Annotated in this window: 18 protein-coding genes and 1 pseudogene; 4 read left to right on the forward strand and 15 right to left on the reverse strand. The window is 72.3% G+C overall.

Annotated features, from left to right (window positions below; all coding sequences use genetic code 11):
* The 8 genes and pseudogenes from IE274_RS38060 to IE274_RS38095 all read right to left on the reverse strand — a co-directional run.
* Positions 1–515, reverse strand: a pseudogene (locus tag IE274_RS38060) (4Fe-4S dicluster domain-containing protein); the annotation flags it as partial.
* A gap of 279 nt (positions 516–794) precedes the next feature.
* Positions 795–1,376 carry an Rv1733c family protein gene (locus IE274_RS38065; RefSeq protein WP_190120531.1) on the reverse strand — a complete coding sequence of 194 codons (582 nt, stop codon included), beginning with the start codon at positions 1,374–1,376 and terminating at the stop codon, positions 795–797.
* Positions 1,377–1,380: 4 nt separating this feature from the next.
* Positions 1,381–1,893, reverse strand: a complete 513-nt coding sequence (locus IE274_RS38070; RefSeq protein WP_190120532.1) for a flavodoxin domain-containing protein — start codon at positions 1,891–1,893, stop codon at positions 1,381–1,383.
* 13 nt (positions 1,894–1,906) lie between these two features.
* Complete coding sequence (locus tag IE274_RS38075; RefSeq protein WP_190120533.1) at positions 1,907–2,638, reverse strand: CBS domain-containing protein; 732 nt, start codon at positions 2,636–2,638, stop codon at positions 1,907–1,909.
* A gap of 31 nt (positions 2,639–2,669) precedes the next feature.
* Positions 2,670–5,525, reverse strand: a complete 2,856-nt coding sequence (locus IE274_RS38080) for a bifunctional acetate--CoA ligase family protein/GNAT family N-acetyltransferase (RefSeq protein ID WP_229910099.1) — start codon at positions 5,523–5,525, stop codon at positions 2,670–2,672.
* 128 nt (positions 5,526–5,653) lie between these two features.
* Complete coding sequence (locus tag IE274_RS38085) at positions 5,654–5,911, reverse strand: HypC/HybG/HupF family hydrogenase formation chaperone (protein ID WP_190120534.1); 258 nt, start codon at positions 5,909–5,911, stop codon at positions 5,654–5,656.
* Positions 5,912–5,916: 5 nt separating this feature from the next.
* Positions 5,917–8,445 carry a Kae1-like domain-containing protein gene (locus tag IE274_RS38090; RefSeq protein ID WP_190120535.1) on the reverse strand — a complete coding sequence of 843 codons (2,529 nt, stop codon included), beginning with the start codon at positions 8,443–8,445 and terminating at the stop codon, positions 5,917–5,919.
* Positions 8,446–8,452: 7 nt separating this feature from the next.
* Positions 8,453–8,953 (reverse strand): hydrogenase maturation protease, encoded by a 501-nt coding sequence (locus tag IE274_RS38095; protein WP_190120536.1) that lies wholly within the window; start codon positions 8,951–8,953, stop codon positions 8,453–8,455.
* Positions 8,954–9,097: 144 nt separating this feature from the next.
* Here IE274_RS38095 and IE274_RS38100 point away from each other — a divergent pair, with 144 nt between their 5' ends.
* From IE274_RS38100 to IE274_RS38115, 4 genes are all read left to right on the forward strand, one after another.
* On the forward strand, positions 9,098–9,988 hold the full coding sequence (locus IE274_RS38100) for a universal stress protein (RefSeq protein WP_190120537.1): 891 nt from the start codon (positions 9,098–9,100) through the stop codon (positions 9,986–9,988).
* Between the two features lie 389 nt (positions 9,989–10,377).
* Positions 10,378–11,274 (forward strand): universal stress protein, encoded by an 897-nt coding sequence (locus tag IE274_RS38105; RefSeq protein ID WP_190120538.1) that lies wholly within the window; start codon positions 10,378–10,380, stop codon positions 11,272–11,274.
* A gap of 84 nt (positions 11,275–11,358) precedes the next feature.
* Positions 11,359–12,363: a type I glyceraldehyde-3-phosphate dehydrogenase gene (gap, locus tag IE274_RS38110; RefSeq protein WP_190120539.1), complete on the forward strand. Its 1,005-nt coding sequence runs from the start codon at positions 11,359–11,361 to the stop codon at positions 12,361–12,363.
* 23 nt (positions 12,364–12,386) lie between these two features.
* Complete coding sequence (locus IE274_RS38115; RefSeq protein ID WP_190120540.1) at positions 12,387–13,238, forward strand: universal stress protein; 852 nt, start codon at positions 12,387–12,389, stop codon at positions 13,236–13,238.
* 358 nt (positions 13,239–13,596) lie between these two features.
* On the opposite strand, the gene IE274_RS38120 is transcribed toward IE274_RS38115, so the two are convergent.
* The 7 genes from IE274_RS38120 to IE274_RS38155 form a co-directional block, all read right to left on the reverse strand.
* Positions 13,597–13,896 carry a hypothetical protein gene (locus IE274_RS38120; RefSeq protein WP_190120541.1) on the reverse strand — a complete coding sequence of 100 codons (300 nt, stop codon included), beginning with the start codon at positions 13,894–13,896 and terminating at the stop codon, positions 13,597–13,599.
* A 322-nt stretch (positions 13,897–14,218) separates the two neighbouring features.
* A complete protein-coding gene (locus tag IE274_RS38130; RefSeq protein ID WP_190120542.1) occupies positions 14,219–14,716 on the reverse strand; it encodes an STAS domain-containing protein in 498 nt (165 codons plus the stop codon).
* Positions 14,713–16,029, reverse strand: a complete 1,317-nt coding sequence (nhaA, locus tag IE274_RS38135) for a Na+/H+ antiporter NhaA (RefSeq protein WP_190120543.1) — start codon at positions 16,027–16,029, stop codon at positions 14,713–14,715. Before nhaA ends, IE274_RS38130 begins: the two co-directional genes overlap by 4 nt.
* A 678-nt stretch (positions 16,030–16,707) precedes the next feature.
* A complete protein-coding gene (locus IE274_RS38140; protein ID WP_190120544.1) occupies positions 16,708–17,082 on the reverse strand; it encodes a GNAT family N-acetyltransferase in 375 nt (124 codons plus the stop codon).
* The gene (locus IE274_RS38145) at positions 17,079–18,209 is read right to left on the reverse strand and encodes an acyltransferase family protein (protein ID WP_233103934.1); all 1,131 of its coding nucleotides are present in this window, start codon (positions 18,207–18,209) and stop codon (positions 17,079–17,081) included. The genes IE274_RS38140 and IE274_RS38145 overlap by 4 nt, the downstream gene beginning before the upstream one ends.
* 154 nt (positions 18,210–18,363) lie before the next feature.
* Positions 18,364–19,392 carry a hemolysin family protein gene (locus tag IE274_RS38150; protein ID WP_190120546.1) on the reverse strand — a complete coding sequence of 343 codons (1,029 nt, stop codon included), beginning with the start codon at positions 19,390–19,392 and terminating at the stop codon, positions 18,364–18,366.
* Entirely contained in the window at positions 19,389–20,723 is a 1,335-nt protein-coding gene (locus IE274_RS38155; RefSeq protein WP_190120547.1) for a hemolysin family protein, read from the reverse strand. The genes IE274_RS38150 and IE274_RS38155 overlap by 4 nt, the downstream gene beginning before the upstream one ends.
* Positions 20,724–20,747 lie beyond the last annotated feature (24 nt).

Genomic DNA, 20,747 nt, shown 5'->3' on the forward strand with positions numbered 1-20,747 from the left:
GCGGCTATCGGCAGCGCCCCCCTCCGGCGCTGCCGATAGCCGCGGTCCTGGGACGGGGTATCCCCTGCTCGGGCGGGGTCGAGAGCTTGGGGAGGGCCGCCTGCCAGGACACGGTCCTGGATCGCGATGGCCCGCAGGTCGCACGGCCGGACTCCGAGGAACGCGTACGTGTGCGGCTCGGGCGGGGTCTCGGTGAACGTCGGAACGCCGTCCGGTCCGCGCCGGGCGCTCCAGAGCTGTTCGCGCTGCGGGTGCAGGAAGGACTTCCACGACTGCGGTCCGGCGCTGTGCGCGAACGCGGCTCCGTCCTCGCGGGGCGTCAGCCGGTAACGTCCGGCGTCGAGTTCGACGCCCCAGCCGAAGGGGAGGTCGTCGGCGGACGTCAGCTCGGCGAGGACGACGGCGCCGTCGCGGACCGTGGGGCCCACGACCGTGCGGCCGTCCGCCACCAGCGCGGCCACCAGGGCGGCGAGCCCTTGCCGGTCGAGCACTGCTGTGGCTTCGGTGGCGGCCATGGAATCCTCCTCGCCGCGTGTGGTGCGCGGGGCCGGTCGTCATGCGCCGGGCAGTTCGTCCACGACCAGAGTCGGGGGAGCGGGCCCGGCCGGGCAGGGGCCGTTCGGGCAGGGCGGAGGGCCGGTGGGGTGGATACCGGAGCCGGACGGGCCCTCGGACGGACCCACGGACGGACCCGTGGGGCTGTGCCGAGATGGTCGGCGGGGACGTGACCCGGCCTGACCGATGTCGTGCGCATCGCTCAAGTCGGGCGTGACGCGTCAACCCGGGCCGTGGGGTCAGCTCTTGTGGCTTCCCCACTCCGGTCCGGTCTTCTGCCACTCGTCGTCCCACGCGGCCATGCGGCGTTTGCCGAGGATGGCGCGCACAGCCCACAGCGTGATGAGTGCCGCCAGCGCGGTGCCCGCCGCAGCGGCCGTGGACGCGCCGAAGACGCGCAGAGCCACGTCGTCGGCGTCGAGCGGATCGTCGGTGACCTGGCCGTGTCGGTCCAGCCACACCGCGACACGTTCACCGCGCCGGCTGCCGGCGGGTGCTTGTGCGTCGCCGGTGCGCGCCGCGCCGTCGGGTGCCGTCCAGCGGGCCGGCACTTGGTGCAGGGGCACTGAGCCGTCGACGTCGGGCACCAAAGGCGGGGCGTTCGCGGTGAGCACGGCAGTGACCCGGTGCCGGTCCGCCCGCTCGGCTCGGGCGGCCGCGACGCCGTCGACGTGCGCGATCGCACCGACGACGATCCCCGCGGCGGGAACGCCCACGAACAGCACGACGGCGACGACGAGCATCGTCCACGCCTCGATCACGTCCGAGCGGCGCCGCAGCGGACTGCGGCGCAGCCGCCACCACAGAATCCCGGAGCCCACGACGTCAGGCCTCCGTGTCCACGGGGGAGCTGAGCTCGCGCGCGATCCCGCCCGCCCACGCCGACACGGCCTCGAAGTCACGGAAGTCACCCCCCTTGCCGGACCGCACGATCATCCGGGCGACCCGGCCACGGGCCCGCTCGTCGAGACACCCCCCGAAGGTGACATGCCCCTGGGCGCCGAGCCTCCGCGCGGCGCGTTGCACGGAGGGCGGCGGCGGAAGGTCGCGTCGCGAGGCCGAGGAGTCCAGCGGGCCGCTGCTGAACAGCCACAGCGGTCGCCGGGACAGGCCACGCCGGTGCCGCCGCGCGAAGCGTCGGGCGTCGCGCTGCCAGCGCCCGGCGTACAGCGCGCCGCCGAGCACCACGGCGTCGTACAGGGAGAGATCCTTTACCTCCCCGGCCGCCCGTACCTCCGCCGTCAGCCCGGCCTCACCGAGCACGGCACCGACGGTCCGGGCCAGCTCGGCGGTGGATCCGTAGGTCGACCCGTAGGCGACCAGGACTGTGCGTGCCATGGCCGTACCCCTCTCACAGCTTGCGCAGCCAGTCGTCGGTGACGCCGTGCAGGGCCTCGTCCGAGGGCCGCAGGTGGGAGTCGTCCAGGCGGTAGTGGAGCTTGTCGACGACCGCGACGACGCCGTCGATCTGCCGGGTCATCCGGACGGCTATGGGTACGTCGCTGCGTCGCTCCAGCTGTCCGCTCAGCGTCACCACGCCGTCAAGGACTTCGACGGCGATGGTCTGCGGCGCGAGCCACAGCGTCTGTACGAGAACCTCTTCGAGGACGTCGCGGCGGATCTCGTCGTCGGGGCGCAGGAACACCTGCAGCAGGTCCCGGCGCGTGACGATGCCGACGAGCCGATCTTCCTCGTCCACGACAGGCAGCCGTTCCACGCGGTGCTTGGCCATGGCGCGGGCGGCCTCGGCGATGGAGTCCTCGGCGTGCACGGTGACGGCGGGCTGGGACATCAGCTGTCCGGCGGTACAGGCGTGGGCCTTGACCGCCCGCTTGCGTGTGCCGGGGAGCAGTTTGCGCCAGCGGCTGTCCTTTGCGGGCTCGTAGGGGTCCTCGGCCTCCGCCTGACGGACCATGAGGTCCGTTTCGGAGAGCACCCCGATGACGTACTGCTCGTCGTCCACCACCGGCAGTCCGCTGATGCGGTGCTGGTCCAGGAGCCGGGCCACCTCCTTGAAGGGGGTGTCGTGCGTGGCCTGGACGACGTCGGTCGCCATGACGGTGCCGACCTTGCGATGCTTCATGTCCTTCGCCTCCTAGGCGGGTTCGGCGGCTTCAGGGCCTTCCACGGAGTCGCCGCAGTTGTCGCAGATAGGGGTCCTGGGCCCGGCGCGGCAGTATGCGGACACGCACGTCGAGTGCGGTGATCCGCTCCGGCCGGGCGAGGACGGGGTTGAGGTCGGCCTCGGCGAGCTGCGGGAGGTCGCTCGCCAGTTGTGAGAGCCGCAGCAGCAGTTGCTCGATGCCCTCCAGATCGACCGGTCCGCCGCCCCCGCCCCCGCCGCTGCCGAAGAGCAGCGGCGCGCACCGGGGAGAGGTGATGAGTGCGTGGACGTCGTGGTCGGTGAGCGGTGCGAGACGTGCCGCGTGGTCGGCGAGCACCTCGGTGGCGGTGCCGCCGTGCCCGAACAGCACCAGCGGCCCGAAGATCTCGTCCTGGACGACACCGGCGAACAGTTCGACGCCGCGCGGAGCGAGCGGCTGCACCACCACTCCGGTCATCAGGTGGCCGAAGCGCACCTCGAAGTCCCGGTAGGCGGCGCGCACCTGGGCGTCGCCGCGCAGGTCGAGGTGGAGCGCGTGCTCCTGGCTCTTGTGCAGCAGGCCGGGCCAGTGGGCCTTGAGCACGACGAGCCCGTCGGGGCCCTTGAGGCGTTCGGCGGCGAGCACCGCGTCGTCCTCCGTCTCTGCCCACGCCCAGGGAAGCTGGCGGATGCCGTAGGCGTCGAGGAGTTCGGCGCACTCGCGCGGGCCGAGCCAGCCGCCCTCCGGGTGCCGGTCCAAGTAGGCCTCGACGGCCGCGTGCGCGCGGGCCGGGTCGACGCCGTCGAGGTCGGGCACGGTGCCGGTCGGCTGCGCGAGCCAGCGGGCGCGGGCGGCGGCGTGGGCGAGCGCGCGGGCGGCCGCCTGCGGGTCGGCGTAGGCGGGGACCGTGCCTTCCTCGGCGGGCAGCAGCCGCACCGGCAGGTCCTGGTCGAGGAGGACCGCGGCGACCGGTCGGCCACGATGCCGGTCCGGGAGGGGGGTCCCCCCGCTCGAGCGGGGCCGGGGGTGGGGGCGGGTGAGGGACCGGACCAGGGCGTCGCCGGTCGCGGCGGCGACCGCGGTGGGCACGAGCGCCACCAGGACCGCGTCGACGCGGCTGCTCGCGGCGAGGAGACGTACACAGGCGCGCAGTTGCTCCTCGCTGACGGCCGCGGTGGCGTCGACGGGGTTGGTGGCAGTGGCTCCTTGGGGCAGGACGGCGAGGACCTCGTCGATGAGGTCGGTGCCGAGCGGCGGCAGGCTGAGCCCTGCCTCCGCGCAGGCGTCGGCGGTGAGGACCCCGGCGCCGCCCGCGTTGGTCACCACGGCGACGCGGGTGCCGGCGGGCAGCGGCTGGCTGTGCAGCAGGGCCGCGGCCTCCAGGAGTTCGCCGGCCGAGCGGGTGGCGGTGATGCCGGCCTGCCGGAACAGGGCCTGGCGCGTCATGGTCGCAGTGGCGGCGGCCGACGTGTGCGAGGCGGCCGCCGCGCGCCCGGCCTCGGTGCGGCCCGCGTCGACCGTCAGGATGGGCATCCGGCGGGTAACGCGCCGTGCGGTGCGCGCGAAGGCGCGGGGGTTGCCGAACGACTCCAGGTGCAGCAGCGCCAGGTCGGTACGCCCGTCGCACTCCCACCACTGGAGCAGGTCGTTGCCGCTGACGTCGTACTTGTCGCCGAGCGAGACGAAGCTGGACACGCCCACGCCAAGGCGGGCGAGTCCGCTGAGCAGCGCGATGCCGACGCCGCCGGACTGCACGGCGACCCCGGCCGTGCCGGGGGCGGGGTGCGCGGCGGCGAACGTCGCGTCCAGGCGCACATCCGGTTCGGTGTTGGCGAGGCCGAGGCAGTTGGGACCGACCAGACGCATCCCGTGGGTCCGGCAGGTGTCGAGCAGCGCCCGTGCCTGGGCGGCGTCGAGCCCGGCGGAGACGGTGAGCAGGGCGGCCACACCGAGCTTGCCGCATTCCTCAGCGACCACCGGCACCTGGGCCGCGGGCACGGCGAGCACCGCGAGTTCCGGCACTTGGGGCAAGGAGGTGAGGTCGGGATGGGCGTGGACGCCGAGGACGGCGGCGGCGTTCGGGTTGACGGCGAACAGGCGGCCGGTGAAGCTGCCGGTGCACAGGTTGCGCAGGACGGCCCGGCCGACCGAGCCCGGCTTGCGACCGGCTCCGATGACGACGACCGACTCGGGGCGCAGCAGCGGGCGCAGGCTCGCCACGTCGGCGGTGCGGCCGCGGAGCTCCACGGATGCCAAGTAGGAGTCGGACGGGGCGAGTTGGACGACGCACTGCACTACGGCGCCGTCGAAGCGGCGTGCCGTGCTCAGGCCGAGGTCCGCGAACACCTTCAGGACCTCGTGGTTCTCGGCGAGCGCGTCCGCCGTGAACGCGGTGACTCCGGCGGCGCGCGCGGCGGACACCAGATGCTCCAGGAGCAGGGTGCCGACGCCGCGGTGGTGCCAGTGGTCGTTGACGGCCAGGGAGATCTCGGCCGTGACGGTGCCCGTATCGGGGGAGTCGGGGTTCGCGGTCTCGTACTCGGCGATCCCGACGAGGTGTCCGCCGTGCTCGGCGAGCAGCGCGCGGTACCCGGCACCGCCCGGCCGTACGCTCCGCGAACTGCCCGGCACGGCACGGCCGGACACGCGGGCCGCCGCCTGCTCGGCCGACCGGTGGCTCGCCACGAAGAACCGCAGGCGCAGGTGTTCCGGCGACATGCCTTCGTACAGGCGAAGCACCGCGTCGTGATCAGCGGGCCCGCCGGGGCGGATGCGGACGGTGGTGCCGTCGGCGAGCAGGGCATGGGCGGTCTCGGGCACCGTGGTGGGTGCGTGCTCGGGTACGGGTACGGGTGCGGAAGAGCGGGAAGCTGCGCTGCCGGTCATCGTGTACCTCGCGCTTGTGTTCAGTCGGTTGACGCCTTCAGAGTCGTGCCGGACACCCGCGCCGGGCAGTGGCCGACCGGGCACGAGCCCGGGGGCCGACCGGCGCCGGAAACCGGGCCGAACGGCCCTCAGGGCAGGGGCTCCCCGAGCTCACCCGCGACCGCGTCGGCCATCGCCCGCAACACGTCGAGAGTGCGGTGGGCCTCGGCCTCGTCGACCTCGGCGATCGCGAAGCCGACGTGGACGATCACGTACGTGCCGACGGTGGCGTCCGGCGTGCAGCTCAGGCAGGCCTCCCGCCGTACGCCGCCGAAGTCGACGGTCGCCATGCGCAGTCCGGCGTCGTCGTAGATGTCGAGCACCTGTCCGGGGATCCCCAGGCACACCGCCGTCACCTCTCCTTCTTCGCCTTGCCCTGCTGTGCCTCGGTGAGCCGGGCCGCGGCGACGGCCGCCTGCCCGTAGCTGATGCCGCCGTCGCCGACGGGAACCGCACGGCCGACCAGGACCCGCAGGCCCTGGGCCCGCAGCCGGCGGCGCACCTGCGTGAGCAATGGGACGTTGACGAAGCAGCCGCCCCCCAGACACACCGTGCGCGGCGCGCCGTCCTCGACCGCGCGGGCGACGAGTTCGGCCGTGACGGCGGCCAGCGCGCTGTGGAATGCCGCGGCCAGGCGCGGCACGGGCTCGCCGTCCGCCTGCCGCTCCAGCAGATCTCCGAGGGTGGCCGCCGAGTCGTACACCCACAGGCTCCCCACGCGCACGACGCGGTGCCTCAGTGGTACGGGGTGGTCCCGGCCCGCACGTCCTACGGCGGCCTCCAGGGCGACAGCGGCCTCGCCCTCGTAGCTGACGGTGTCGACGAGGCCGAGCAGGCTCGCGACGGTGTCGAACAGCCGCCCCGCGCTGGACGCGCGGGGACAGTTGACCTCGCGCTCCACCATGGATCGCACCACCTCGACGAGGCGTGCATCAAGCCGCCCCAGGAACCCGCGGGCGACCCTCTCCAGCGATGGTGAGCCGAGCGGTTCCGCCCCGAAGACATGCCCGAGCGCCATCCTGCTCGGGTGCCGAACCGCCGCCTCGCCCCCGGGCAGCGGCGCGGTGGCGAAGCGCCCCACCCGCCGATATCGGGTCAGGTCGGCGACGAACACCTCCCCGCCCCACAGCGTGCCGTCGTCCCCCAGCCCGAGCCCGTCGCAGGCGACTCCGAGGAACGGCCCGCGCACCCCGTGCTCGGCGGCGCAGGCGGCCACGTGGGCGTGATGGTGCTGCACGGCGACGTGTGGCACGGGCTGCTCCAGCGCCCACCGCGTCGACAGATACCCGGGGTGCAGATCGTGCGCGACGGCGCGCGGGGTGATGCCGGTGAGCCGGCACATGTCCGCGTACGCCTGTGTGAATGCCTCGTACGTGGCCGCATCCGCCAAGTCCCCCTCGTGCGGGCCGACATGGGCCACGCCCGCGTCGGCGAGAGTGAAGGTGTGCTTCAACTGGGCGCCCGCACCCGCGAGCGGCACGGACGCGGGCGGGTCGAGGGGCAGCGGTGCGGGGGCGAGGCCGCGGGCACGGCGCACGGTGAGCGGGAGTCGGCCGACGGCGGCGACCACGGAGTCGTCGTAGCGGGCGCGGATCGGCCGGTCATGAGTGAGGAAGCCGTCGGCGACGCCTTTCAGGGCGCGACAGGCATCGGTGTCGTCGATGGCGATGGGCTCGTCGGCGAGGTTGCCGCTGGTGACGACGAGCGGCCGGTCGAGCTCGTGCAGGAGCAGGTGGTGCAGTCCGGTGGTGGGCAGGAACAGGCCGAGACGGTCGGCGACCGGAGCCGGCGCGGGGGAGCGGGTGGGCAGCCCCGGCTCAGGTGCGGGCGTCGGCTGACCCGGGTGCGCGGCGGGCACCGGCTGTCGAGAGTGCACGGCCGGTGCGACCTGCGGCACGGCTCCACCCTGCCCCCGCCGGGCACGCAGCAGCACCACGGGACGCGCGGACGACGTCAGCAGCGCCAGCTCCGTGCTGTTGAGGCGCGCGAGCCGGCCCGCCGCCGGTACGTCGCGCACCATCACGGCGAACGGCTTGGTCGGCCTCCGCTTGCGCCGCCGCAACTCGGCCACGGCCGCGGGGTCGGTCGCGTCGCACACCAACTGGTAGCCGCCGAGCCCCTTGACCGCGATGATGCCGCCCGCGGCGACGGCTCCGACCGCCGCCTTGAGCGCCCGCTCGCCCCGCAGGCTCTCCCAGGCGAGCGTGGGCCCGCACGCGGGACAGGCCACGGGCTCGGCGTGGAAGCGCCGGTCACGGGCGTTGGTGTACTCCACCGCGCAGTCGGCGCACAGGGGGAACCGGCGCATGGTGGTCCGGACGCGGTCGTAGGGCAGGTCCTCGATGATGGTGGCCCGCGGCCCGCAGTCGGTGCAGTTGACGAACGGATAGCGGTAGCGACGGTCCCCGGGCGTGAACAGCTCGCGCAGGCAGGCGTCGCAGATGGCGGCGTCGGCGGGGATCTCGCGGCGCGCCGTCGCGGAGCGGGGTCCGGGCCCGCTGCGACGAATGTCGAATGCCGCTCCACCGCGCGGCTGCGCGGTGGAGGGTGCTGTCTCCCCGCCCGAACCGGACACAGCGCCCTGCCCCGCAGCCGCGGGGCCGGGCGGCGCGCCGCGGCCCCGGCCCTGGAACGGCGCCGCGCCGGTCACATCGTTCCACCTGACCTCACGCACGCACGCGAGCACCGGCGCGTCCGTGCGCAGCCGTCGGCGGAACTCGGCGACCGCGTCGGCCGGTCCTGCCACTTCGCCCTCGACGTGCCCGTCCACGTTCGCCACCCAGCCGCTCAGGCCGAGCCCGCCCGCCAAGCGGTGCACGAACGGCCGGAACCCCACGCCCTGCACGGTCCCGTGAACCGTGAAACCCCGCGTCACACGCATCCCCGCCTCACCCCCGTGCCGCGGCGTCACGGTGCCGCACGATGTCGAGCTCGACGGACTCGACGAGCGGACCGACGGCTTCCGCGACGGCGTGCGACAGGCCGGTACCCAAGGAGCAGTCGGCGCCCTCGACGGCGTATACGACCAACCGGCCGGGCAACCGGTCGAGGACGCGGGCGAGTTCGACTGCTTCGCCGAGGCCCAGGCCGTGGGAACTGGTCGTCGGGGGCTGTGCGAGCCGCGCGCTGTCCAGCTCGATGCGGTGGACGCGGCCCGGGCTGCCTGGATGCGTGTGCGCGGCGTCCACGATCAGCGCCAACTCGGCGTGCTCCCACAGGGAGATGAGTCGACCTGGATCGCCGTCGCAGGTGGCGAGCGCCGTCCCGGGCGGCAGCGGACGAGCCGCGGCGCGCTCCCGCAGTCGCCCGACCACTGCCCAGCCCACTCCGTCGTCATGCCGGTAGTCGTTGCCCACACCGACGACAGCGATGCGTGTGCGCTCCTTCATGGAAGCCACCGTGCCCACCCCCGACGTGCGCCGCGCAGGGGCCGAACGGCCCCTTCCGGGGGCCGCTGCGCCTCTGCCTCGCTGGAGTACGTCACCCCGGTTTCCGGTGGGGAACACGCAACGGGGCCCGACAACGAGAAGGGGATGAGGGCCGTGGAGCAAGCGCTGATCGTCGGTGCGGACGGTTCCGAGGAGAGTCTGGAGGCGGTGGACTGGGCCGTGGGTGAGGCGGGCCGCCGTGGTGTGCCGCTGCGGATCGTGTACGCCTCGGCCTGGCAACGGTACGAGGGCCACAAGCCGTCGTTCGGAGTACATCGCAGTCCGGCACACGTGTTCGCCGATCACATCGTGGCCCAAGCCGTCGAACGCGCCCACCGCCGTGCCCCGGCGGTGAAGGTCTCCAGCGATGTCGTGGCGGAGGATCCCGTGACCGTACTGGTCCGGGAGAGCGCGACGGGGTCCACGGTGGTGGTGGGCAGCCGGGGCAGGGGCGGGCTGGCATCGCTCCTGCTGGGCTCCGTGAGTCTGTCGGTGGCCGCGCACGCCCCGTCACCTGTGATCGTTGTGCGCGGTGGGGAGGAGAATCGCGACGGCGGGTTCCGGGAGGTCGTCGTCGGGATCGACGAGGCGCGCGCGGCAGGGGCGGCGGTGGCCTTCGCCGTCCGGGCCGCCGAGGCGCGCGGCGCCGTGCTGCGCGCTGTGCACGCCTGGCGGTGCCCCGCCCACGAGGTGCCGGACGTGCCGCGTGCCGGGGACGCGAAGGACTCTCACCAGATGCGGGCCGAGGCCGAGTTGGATGAAGCGCTGCGTGCTGCGGTGCGAGACGGCACGGCCGCGGTGAGCGCCCCGAGCGTGCACAAGCACGCCGTCGAGGGCCATGCCCGGGCCGCACTGCTGGCTGCCTCGGCCACCGCCGATCTGCTCGTGGTGGGCGCCCGTCGGCGCAAGGGACACGTCGGCATGCAACTGGGTGCGGTCAACCACGCGGTTCTGCACCACGCTGCTTGTCCGGTCGCGGTGGTGGCGCACACATGACCCGCTGGGTGGGCCCCTGGCTCCACACGCCTCGCCAGGGTCATGCGGCCAGGGTCATGCGGTGGGCCGCAGACCGGTGCCGCAGGTCAGTACGTCCGACACAGGCCGACGTGACGTGCGCAGCCGGTCATCGCCGTACCCGACGCGCGGGATCATCTGAGGGTGCTGTCCCGACGGAGCCATGGCGCGCACCCTCGGTCCGTAGGTCCGCACGGCTGTCGTGCGGCGTCGTCACCGTGCCCGAGCTGCGTTCACACGCCGAGGAACGTCGGACGGGACGGGCAGGCCCGGCAAGGACACCCCGGAAGGCCCCGCTCCAGGGCCACACGGCCCCTGCACACCCGGCCCCCGGCAGGCCGATGCTGGCGGGACAACAGGGGGTGACGACGATGGTCCGACCGATCGCGGTGGGCCTTGACGGCTCACATGAGAGCGTTTCCGCGCTGGACTGGGCGGCCAGGGAGGCGGCACGCCGGGGGCTCCCGCTGCGCCTGGTGCATGCCTGGGAAGGCATGCCGAACGAAGCGGAACCGGTGAGCCTGCCGGAGCTGAAGGTGCCTCAGAGCCGTGCACGAACGGTCCTGCGCACTGCCGTGGACCGAGTGCGTGCCCAGTACCCGCAGGTGTTCCTGACCGCTGAGCCGATTCGGCGGCTGCCTGTTCCCGCGCTCGTGACCGAGGCGGAGTCCGCGGAGCTGCTGGTACTCGGCAGTCAGGGATTCGGCGGACTGGGCGGGCTGCTCGCGGGGTCGGTCGCCACGGCCGTGGTGGGCCGCGCGCGAACGCCCGTCGTGCTGGTGCGCGCGGGGTTCGACGCCGTCGACGAGCATGTGCCGAACGGCGCCGGGCAGACCTCGGCCGGTACGCCGTACCGCCCGGTGGCACTGGCCCTCGACTTGGCGCACGAGTGCGACTCGCTGCTTGATTTCGCTTTCGAGGCCGCCCGGCACCGCGCCGCTCCTCTGTACGCGGTGTATGCCTGGCGGCTGCCCCACACCCACGCGGACACGGGCGAACAAGGGCCCGCGCCGGGTCAGGGGGATGCCGAGTGGGCACTGGGCAGCGTGCTCGACCCATGGCGCGACAAGTACCCGGAAGTCACCGTCCACGCGGAGGCGGAGCACACCCGCCCCGTCCACGCCGTGCTGCGGGCCGCGGAGCACGCGGGCCTGCTCGTCCTCGGCCGGGAGATGCGCAGGGGCACGGTGGGCGCCCAGACGGGCCACGTCACGCGCATGGCCATCCAGCACGTCAGTTGCCCCATCGCCGTTGTCGCCCATGGCTGACCCACCACGGCTGATCAGTGGAACACGGTTCACCCGACCACAAGACGTGCCCCATACCACCAACACGACTACAAGGAGCCGCACATGACCGTCCGCGTAGGCATCAACGGATTCGGCCGCATCGGCCGCGCCTACCTGCGCTGCGCCCTGGAGCGCGGCCCGGACGTGGAGGTCGTCGCCGTCAACGACATAGCCCCGGTGGGCACGATGGCGCATCTGTTGGAGTACGACTCGACGTACGGCAGGCTCCTTGCAGACATCGTGCACGACGATACGTCGATCACCGTGGACGGGCGCCGGGTCGCGGTCACGGCGGAACGCGATCCGGCCGCCCTGGACTGGCGCAAGGAGCGTGTGGACGTGGTCGTCGAGTCGACCGGCCGCTTCCGCGACCGCGACGCGGCGGCCCTGCACCTGAAGGGCGGCGCCCGCAAGGTGCTGCTCTCCGCCCCCGGCAAGGGAGTTGACGCGACCGTCGTCATGGGCGTCAACCACGACACGTACGACCCCGCGCGGCACCAGATCCTCTCCGCCGCGTCCTGCACCACCAACTGCGTCGTGCCGATGGTGACGGTCCTGCATGAGTACTTCGGCATCACCCGTGGCCTGATGACCACCGTGCACGGCTACACCAACGACCAGGCGCTGCTCGACGGCCCGCACAAGGACCTCCGCCGGGCCCGCTCCGCTGCGCTCAGCATCATCCCGACCAGCACGGGCGCGGCCCGCGCCGTCGGCTCCATCGTGCCCGACCTGGACGGCGCCCTGAACGGCCTCGCGCTGCGCGTGCCCGTGGAGGACGGCTCACTGACCGACCTCACCGTCGTGCTGCGGCGCGAGACGACCGCGGAGGAGATCAACGCGGCGTTCGACGAGGCGGCCGCGGATGAACTGTCCGGCGTCCTGCGGGTGTCACGGGCCCCGATCGTCTCCCGCGACGTCATCGGCGATCCCGCCTCATGTGTGTTCGACCCGGCCCTCACGCAGGCCCACGGCGACTTGGTGAAGGTCTTCGGCTGGTACGACAACGAATGGGGCTACACCAGCCGACTGCTGGACCTGACCGAGTACGTGGCCGAACGGCTGTAGACAGCACAAGGGAGGCGCATGCCATGGAACGGATGCTGTGCAGCGGGGTGGACGGGTCGCCCGAGAGCCTCGCTGCGGCCCGGTGGGCGGCGGAGGAAGCCGTCCTCCGCGACGTCCGGCTGCACCTGGTCCATGCCGGGGGCCGGGGCCCCAAGGTGCCGGGGCCGGAAGGCGCTGTCGTGCGGCGCCGTGCCCGACAGGTTCTGGATGAGGCCGAGGAGCAGGTGAGGTCGGTCTGCCCGTCGGTGCGGCTGACCGATGAGCACGCTGAAGGGCCCGCGGCGGCCGCTCTGCTGCGGGCGGGCGACGGCGCCGTCATGACCGTGCTCGGATCGCGTGGTCGGAGCGCGGTCACGGGACTGCTCGTCGGTTCGGTCGCCCAGGGAGTCGTCGCGCGGGCCTCTCACCCGGCCGTGCTCGTACGGGCCGCCGAGCGGCAGCCGGATGGCGCTGTCGTCCTGGGCATCGACGTGACGGAACCGTGCGACGAGGTGATCGAGTTCGCCTTCACCTCCGCCCTCCTGCACCGGGTGCCTTTGCACGTGGTGCATGCCTGGAGCGAACCGTCCCCTTCGAGCATCGGTTCGGGCGAGGTGGCCCTGGTGGCGGATTCGAAGCAGATGAAGGAGTGGCAGGGGTTCGTCGACGCCGTCCTGCAGCCGTGGCGTCTGAAACATCCGGATGCCGACGTCACGGAAACCGTGGAGAAGGGGCGCCCCGCGGCGCTGCTTCTGGGCGCCGCCGCGGGTGCGGGGTTACTCGTGGTCGGCAGGCGGATACGGGACCGCCCTCGTATCGGCCCGCACACCGGGCCCGTGACCCACAACGTGATCCACCACGCGACCTGCCCGGTTGCGGTCGTGCCGCACTGTTGATCCATTGGTTGTGGGTGACGGTCCCACGGCCGTTGGAGCGGCCGCGAGGATGCCGACGAGAGCTACGACGCCAGCCTCCACCTCCGAGCCTCCATGAGCTGGATCAACGCCCCCCGACGACAGGCAGGCCGGGCCTGCACCCGGCGGCGCGCGCTGTGGTACTCGACTACTTGCGCCTGCTGGATCGCATGGACCAGAGCGTGACTGCGATGCCTACGAGCGCCAAGAGAAAAAGGATCTTCATGATGTGCGAGTGCCCTCCATGACCCTCGATTACACCGAGGTCCCGTTCGAAGGCCTCGGCAGGTGGTCTCGGCACGTCACGTCGCCCCACGTGAAGGGCGACTGCCGCCCTCACTCAGGACGCGGCGTCGGTGAGGAACGCGAGCCCCGCCAGTAGTCCCACGTAGGCCAGGACCAAGAGCAGACTGAAGAGGATCAACAGCCAGCCGGTCACGATGCCCAGGAGCGCGGCGCCGCGGTCGGCGCCGCCCAGGCGCTTGCCACGGCGGCGGCCGAGGTGCCCGGCGGGCACCGCGACAAGACCGAGCACGAACACGAAGAACGTGTAGAACCCGCCGTACATCAACCAGAACACCGGTGTCAGAAAGATGCCCGCAATCAGGCCGACACCCAGAACGGCAGCCCAGATACTCACCCGAGCCGGGGTGTTCCGAGGAGCAGTACTGGCCGCACCTATGCCGGGAGCTCCCTCAGCCACTTCTACCTCTCCTCGCTTCGTGCCGACGGGCCACTCTACGAGAGGGAACCCTCACCACAGGCTAAGCGGCCTGCCGGCCGTCACCGCCTCGCTGACCCGACGGTTGATCTCGGCCCGGTTCTCCGTCGGCGTCCCTAGCCGCAAGTGCTTCGGTCGCTGACACGAGTGGTTGTCGCAGGCGTGGCAGACGGTCGGCCTGTCGGTGCCCCAGCGGAGACGGGGGATCACGCTGCCTGCCTCTGAAGGAGGTACGGGGCCGTCACGTCTCGTTGCTGTAGTGCACGACCCGGTCCAGGCCGAGGGTGTGCAGGGTGGCCCGTGGCTGCGTGGGGGCGTTGCTGATCACGACGGGGATGCCGGTGGCGTGGGCGGTGCGTACGGCGTCGAAGAAGACCCGGGCGCCGTCGCGGGTGAGGAGGGTGACGCGGCCGAGGCCGATCTCCAGGACCGGCGGGCCGGCGGCGAGTACGGCGCTGAGCCGGCGCCCGGTCCGGCCGACGGTGACGGCGGTGATCTCTCCGCGCAGGCGCACCACTGCTTGCTGCCCCTGGCCGGGCCCGGCGGACCGGCTCCCCGGGCGGGCGGAGCGGGCACTGTGCCAGATGGTGCGCAGGGCGATCCGCAGGGCGGTGGCGGCGGCGATCAGGAAAAGCAGTCGGCCCCAGGACGGCTCGACACGGGCTCCGGCCCCAAGCGCCGCGGCGGCGGCCAGGAGCCACGCCGCTGCCACCAGCAGGGTGCGGCCCCGGGCGCTCATGCCGCGCTGCCGGGGGTGCGCTGGTAGATGTCGGGGATGCCGTCGCCGTCCTGGTCGAGGTTTTCGGCCTCGTACAGCCTGCGGTAGATCCGGTCACGCCGATTCAGGAGCACCGCGGCCAGGGCGGCGGCGGTCAGGGAGCCGGTCAGCACCGCGGCTTTGACGTGCTCGGCGTCGACAGGTGCGGGGAAGGCCAGTTCCCCGATCAGGAGGGAGACAGTGAACCCGATGCCGGCCAGGACGGCGAGGGCGAAGACGTCGGCCCAGGCCAGGTTCGGGTTGAGCTGGGCGCGGGTGAACCGCGCGGCCAGATATGTCCCGGCGAAGATGCCGAGCGTTTTGCCCAGGACCAGGCCGAGCGTCACGCCGAGCGGTTCGGGCCGGGTGAGGACCTCGCCGAGTACGGGCAGGGAGATGCTGACTCCGGCGGAGAACAGGGCGAACAGCGGGACGGCGATCCCGGCGGATACGGGCCGCATCAGGTGTTCGGTGCGCTCGCCGGGTGAGGCGGTCTCGGCAGCCCGCCCCTTGGTGGCTGGGTCGCGGGTGGTGCGAAGGATCAGGCCCATCGCGACGCCGGCGACGGTGGCGTGGACGCCGCCGTTGTACATCAGCGCCCAGATCACGGTGCCCAGCGGCACGTACCACCACCAGCCGCGCACCCTCAACCGCTGGAGCAGGTAGAACACGACGAGCCCGGCAACCGCCCCGCCGAGGGCGAGGAGGTTCAGGTCGGCGGTGAAGAAGACCGCGATGACCAGGATCGCTCCGAGGTCGTCGACGACGGCCAGGGTCAGCAGGAAGGCCCGCAGGGCCGAGGGGAGGTGGGTGCTCAGGACTGCCAGGACGGCCAGGGCGAAGGCGATGTCGGTGGCCATCGGCACCGCCCACCCTTTCAGGGAACCGCCGCCGGCCGCGGCGGTGGCGGCGTAGAGCGCGGCGGGTACCGCCATCCCACACACCGCGGCGACCACCGGCAGCGCGGCGGCTGCCGGGGTGCGCAGCTCGCCCACCACCAGTTCGCGTTTCAGCTCGATCCCGGCGACCAGGAAGAAGACGGTGAGCAGACCGTCGGAGGTCCAGTGCCCCAACGACAGGTCCAGCCCCAGCGTGGGTACCCCGAAGTGCACGTCGCGCACGGTGTCGTAGGCGGCGGTCCAGGGGGAGTTCGCCCAGACCAGCGCCAGGACGGCGGCGGCCAGCAGGACCAGCCCGCCGACGGTTTCGGTGCGCAGGGCCCGGGAGACCGTGCTGCGTTCGGGCCAGGGCAGCAGGCCCAGGAAGACGGAACGGTCACGGGGGGCGCCGCACATGACAAGCCTCCGGGCGGTCGGGGCCACGGACACAGCTGTCCCTGCCGCCGACCAGACTTCCCGGCACACCCCGCTCGTCTTGACGCGTTCTTTACACCCTATCGGCGCCCGGCCCCAGGCGCCCTTAACGGGCCCGCGCGCCCGGCCGGGATGCTTCGCGGATGTCCGTGCCCGGGGTGCGGCGACGCCTCTACCGTTCAGCCCGAATGCCGGTCACCGGGGTGGCCCGAATACCGGTCACCGGGGCGGGCAGAAGGGGCTGGGCAGTGGGGTGGGAACTGGGTCCGGACGGGGTGGCGGACCACTTCACCCTGTCCGGCGACGATGCGGGCTGGCTACGGAACAGGGCCGGGCTAGGAGGCCGGGCTCCGCCGTCCGGCTCAAGTTCCTGACCTGGGGCGGCCGCGCACGGTGAGCGGGTCTCCGACGAGCTGGATGCCCAGGCGGCCGAGCAGTTCGAGGCCAGGCGCTCGCCAGCTTGGTGTTCGCGATCGGTGAGGCCAACTTCTTCATCGGTGTGGTGCTCATGGCCAAGCCGGTGCCCGGCCGGTCGTTCAACGACCCGTGGAAGTGAGACCACCGGACACGGCGCGTGAGGGCTCAGGGCGGCCTCGGTGCAGGCATGTTCCGAGCCGGTGAGGGCAGTCGCGTCCGTCGCCCATCACGCCCCTGGTACGGCTATGAGGTGTGTATGTGCGGGCACTTCGTGGCGTTCGCGGGGAAGGCCACGTCGGTTTCCTCTTCCATGGCGGTGAAGAAGTGGCGGCCGTCGGAGGTCTGTCGGGTCGTGGACCAGGTGTAGTGGGCGCGTAGTTCCTGGGCCAGCGCGTGGTGCAGCGCCTCGCGGGCGATGCCCCGGTCCTGCCAGTGGACGGCGACGGCGATGTTGCGGATGAAGCCCCGTCGGCAGGTATGGCAGATCTGGAAGTCGAGTCGGCCGACGGGGCGGTCGTGGGGGTCCAGAGCGGTCAGGGTCTGGCGTCCTGCGCCGGACTTCATGCCTGGTGCGGTGCGGGCGAAATGGACCGTGGGGAGCCGCGCCGGGCCGCTCATGTCGTACTCCCCGTCCTTCTCGTTCTTCTCGGGCCGCCCGCGTGCCTGCCGCCTCTCGACCTTCGGCTGTCTTTGAAGGCCCACTCCATCTTCGGTTCCATCGCGAAGCGGAAGAGGCGTTGGACGGGCGGGGTACACAGGAGGGTGATGACCGTGGCGGCGGCAAGGGTCACCGTGATCTCGCCGAGGGGCTGATGGATCCAGTCGTGGTCGTACCAGTCCCAGAAGCGGGAGCCCTTGGCGAGGAAGCCGTGCAGGAGGTAGCCGTACAAGGTGCCCGCGCCGAGGGCGGTGAACCACAGCCTCCGTCCCGGGACCCAGGCGAAGAAGCAGGCCACCAGGACCATCGAGCAGCCGAACATCGCCAGGGTCATCAGCGGACCCGTCCAGCCGGGGGCGGCCAGTTCCTGGGCGCTGTCGCGACGGTAGAACCAGGCAGCGTTCATGCGCGGGGCCGCCCAGTAGGCGAACGTGAGGGCCAGGGCCGCGATGGGCAGGGCCAGCACGCGGGCCTCGCGTCGGCGCACGATGCGGAAGTGCTCCGGCTTCATACACAGGCCGAGGACGAAGAAGGGCAGGAACTGCAGGACGCGCTGGAGGTCGAGGTCGTCGCCGATGTCGGGGGACATGGAGGCCAGGGCGGCGATGGCGAGTGCGATCGGCAGCGGCCAGCGCAGGACTTTCCACAGAGGGGTGGTCAGTCGCCAGATGAACAGGGCTGCCAGGAACCAGGTGAGGTACCAGGGGTCGAGGAGGCTGACGGGGTACGTCGGGTCGTCGTCGGCCCACCGTTTGAACAGGGTGTAGGCGACTTCGAAGAGGACGTAGGGCACGGCGATGCCGGTGACAAGGCGTCGCAGTCGTCCGGGGCCGGCGTCGAAGCTCTTGGAGAAGTAGCCGGAGATGACGATGAAGGCCGGCATGTGGAAGGTGTACACGGCGACGTAGAGGGCGGCCGCGGCCCGGCTGTCGTCGCGCAGTGGCTCCCAGGCGTGGCCCATCGCGACCAGGACGATGGCCAGGTACTTGGCGTTGTCGAAGAAGGAGTCCCGCTTCGGCGCGGCCGGTCGGACCGGTTGAGGCTGCGGTGTGTGCCGGTCCGGCGCGCGTGCCCCGACGCGGGGCAGACGCAGTGTGTCAGTCACAGGCCCTCCAGAAGGAACCCGGGACCCAGTTCTTGCGTCTTACTTGATTCGTGGGTGTGGGGAGGGTGTTGGACATTCCCAGCACCCTCCCATTCCCCTTACGGCGCGTTCAACCCTCGTGCGTGTGACCCACCGCTCACATGTTGGCCAGGGCGGGGCCCGGGCCGACGAGTTCGGACAGGACGTCCTCCATCGTGACGAAGCCGATGACGGTGCCCTTGTCGCCGGTGACGGCGGCCAGGTGGCTGTCCATGGCCCGCAGCGCGGTGAGGGTGTCGTCGAGCGGGGCGTCGATGCTCACCCGGGTGAGCGGATGCAGCGCTGTGCGCGGGAACGGCTTGTCCCGCTCGGTGACGCCGAGAGTGTCCTTGATGTGCAGGTAGCCGAGCAGGGCTCCGCCCGTGCCGGTGACCGGGAAGCGGGAGAAGCCGGCCTGTGCGGCGACCTGCTGGAGGAGGGCCGGGGTGACGGTGTCGTCGACGGTGCGCATGCGCGCGGCCGGGACGAGGATCTCGCCGACCGGGCGGGTGCCCAGTTCCAGGGCGTCGCGCAGCCGTTCACCGTCGGCTGCCGACAGCAGTCCGGCCTGGCTGGAGTCCATCACCATGCGGGCGAGTTGGTCGTCGGTGAAGACGGCCTCGACCTCGTCCTTCGGCTCGACCTTCAGCAGTTTCAGCAGGGTGTTGGCGAAGGCGTTGATGCCGAAGACCACAGGCTTGAGTGCCCGGGTCAGGGCGACCAGGGGCGGCCCGAGGAACAGTGCGGTCGGCACGGGGGCGGCCAGTGCGATGTTCTTGGGGACCATCTCACCGATCAGCATGTGCAGATACGTGGCCACCGTGAGCGCGATGGCGAAGGCGATCGGGTGCACCAGGGCGTCAGGGACGTGGGTGGCCTCGAAGGCGGGCTCCAGCAGACGGGCGATGGCCGGTTCCGCGACCGCGCCGAGGACCAGCGAGGAGACGGTGATGCCGAGCTGGGCGGTGGCCATCACCGCGGAGATGTGCTCGATGCCCCACAGCGTGCTCCGGGCACGGCGGTTGCCCGCCTGGGCCCTGGGCTCGACCTGGCTGCGGCGCACCGAGATCAGGGCGAACTCGGCGCCGACGAAGAAGGCATTGGTCAACAGCGTCAGAGCGCCGATGAGAAGCTGGATCGTGGTCATCGGGCCTCCTCCAAAGCTGCATCGCCGTGGTGGACCGGTGCGGTGATGCGGACGCGGTCGGCGCGGTGGTGCTCGACCGCCTCGACGGCCAGGCGCCAGCTGTCCAGGTCGACGGTGTCGCCGACGGCCGGGATGCGGGCCAGGCGCGTGGCGATGAGCCCGGCCACCGTCTCGTACGGGCCTTCCGGCGCCGCCAGCCCTATGGCTCCGAGCTGGTCGACGCGGACGCCGCCGTCCGCCTCCCACACCGCGCGGCCGTCCTCGCCGGGGGTGGCGGGCACCAGGTCAGGAACCTCGACGGGGTCGTGCTCGTCACGGACCTCGCCGACGACTTCCTCCACGATGTCCTCGACCGTGGCCACGCCCGCCGTGCCGCCGTACTCATCGATGATCACCGCCATCGTGCGGGTGGCACGCAGCCGCTCCAGCAGACGGTCGGCGGGCAGGCTGTCGGGCACGAGCAGCGGCTCACTCGCCAGGTCGGTGACCGGGGTGAGCTGCTGCTTGTCCGGGTCCAGGGCGAGGACGTCGCGGATGTGGACGGTGCCGATGACCTCGTCCAGGCCGTCGCGGTAGACCGGGAAGCGGGACAGACCGGTGGCGTGGGTGAGGTTCGCCGCGTCCGCGGCTGTGGCGTGCGCCTCCAGTGCGCGCACGTCGACGCGCGGCGTCATCACGTTCTCGGCGGTCAGCTCGCTCAAGTGCAGGGTGCGGACGAACAGTTCCGCGGAGTCGGCCTCAAGGGCTCCCTCGGCGGCAGAGTGCCGGGCGAGGGCGACCAGTTCGTCCGGGGTACGGGCGAAAGTCAGCTCCTCGGCGGGTTCCAGGCCGAAGCGCCGCACGAACCGGTTGGCGGTGTTGTTGAGATGGTGGATGAACGGGCCGAAGGCGGCGGTGAAGCCGCGCTGCGGAGTGGCCACCACCTTGGCGACTGCCAGCGGGCGCGAGATCGCCCAGTTCTTCGGCACCAATTCGCCGACGACCATCAGGACCACGGTGGAGACCGTGACGCCCAGGACGGTGGCCGCAGGTGAGGCCGTGACACCGAGGCCGGCCGCCTGGAGCGGCCCGCGCAGCAGCGCCGCCAGCGACGGCTCGGCGAGCATGCCGATCACCAGCGAGGTGACCGTGATGCCGAGCTGGGCGCCGGAGAGCTGGAAGGTCAGGCGGCGTACCGCCTGCAGCGCGCTGTGCGCGCCCCGCTCGCCCGCCTCGGCGGCCCGCTGCAGGTCACCGCGCTCGACGGTGGTCAGGGAGAACTCGGCGGCGACGAAGACGGCGCAGGCCAGGGTGAGCAGCAGGGCCAGGAGCAGCAGCAGGACCTCGGTCACCGTGCCACCCCCGTTCCCTCAACC

The sequence above is a fragment of the Streptomyces flavofungini genome, assembly GCF_014650815.1.
In the GTDB taxonomy this organism is placed as follows: Bacteria; Actinomycetota; Actinomycetes; order Streptomycetales; family Streptomycetaceae; genus Streptomyces; species Streptomyces flavofungini.

Coding starts and splice junctions, on each gene's coding strand:
- IE274_RS38080 (WP_229910099.1), bottom strand. CDS start 5,525: ATGACCGGCAGCGCAGCTTCCCGCTCTTCCGCACCCGTACCCGTACCC.
- IE274_RS38070 (WP_190120532.1), bottom strand. CDS start 1,893: ATGGCACGCACAGTCCTGGTCGCCTACGGGTCGACCTACGGATCCACC.
- IE274_RS38115 (WP_190120540.1), top strand. CDS start 12,387: ATGGAACGGATGCTGTGCAGCGGGGTGGACGGGTCGCCCGAGAGCCTC.
- IE274_RS38105 (WP_190120538.1), top strand. CDS start 10,378: ATGGTCCGACCGATCGCGGTGGGCCTTGACGGCTCACATGAGAGCGTT.
- IE274_RS38150 (WP_190120546.1), bottom strand. CDS start 19,392: ATGACCACGATCCAGCTTCTCATCGGCGCTCTGACGCTGTTGACCAAT.
- IE274_RS38140 (WP_190120544.1), bottom strand. CDS start 17,082: ATGAGCGGCCCGGCGCGGCTCCCCACGGTCCATTTCGCCCGCACCGCA.
- IE274_RS38100 (WP_190120537.1), top strand. CDS start 9,098: ATGAGGGCCGTGGAGCAAGCGCTGATCGTCGGTGCGGACGGTTCCGAG.
- gap (WP_190120539.1), top strand. CDS start 11,359: ATGACCGTCCGCGTAGGCATCAACGGATTCGGCCGCATCGGCCGCGCC.
- IE274_RS38075 (WP_190120533.1), bottom strand. CDS start 2,638: ATGAAGCATCGCAAGGTCGGCACCGTCATGGCGACCGACGTCGTCCAG.
- nhaA (WP_190120543.1), bottom strand. CDS start 16,029: ATGTGCGGCGCCCCCCGTGACCGTTCCGTCTTCCTGGGCCTGCTGCCC.
- IE274_RS38130 (WP_190120542.1), bottom strand. CDS start 14,716: ATGAGCGCCCGGGGCCGCACCCTGCTGGTGGCAGCGGCGTGGCTCCTG.
- IE274_RS38090 (WP_190120535.1), bottom strand. CDS start 8,445: ATGCGTGTGACGCGGGGTTTCACGGTTCACGGGACCGTGCAGGGCGTG.
- IE274_RS38095 (WP_190120536.1), bottom strand. CDS start 8,953: ATGAAGGAGCGCACACGCATCGCTGTCGTCGGTGTGGGCAACGACTAC.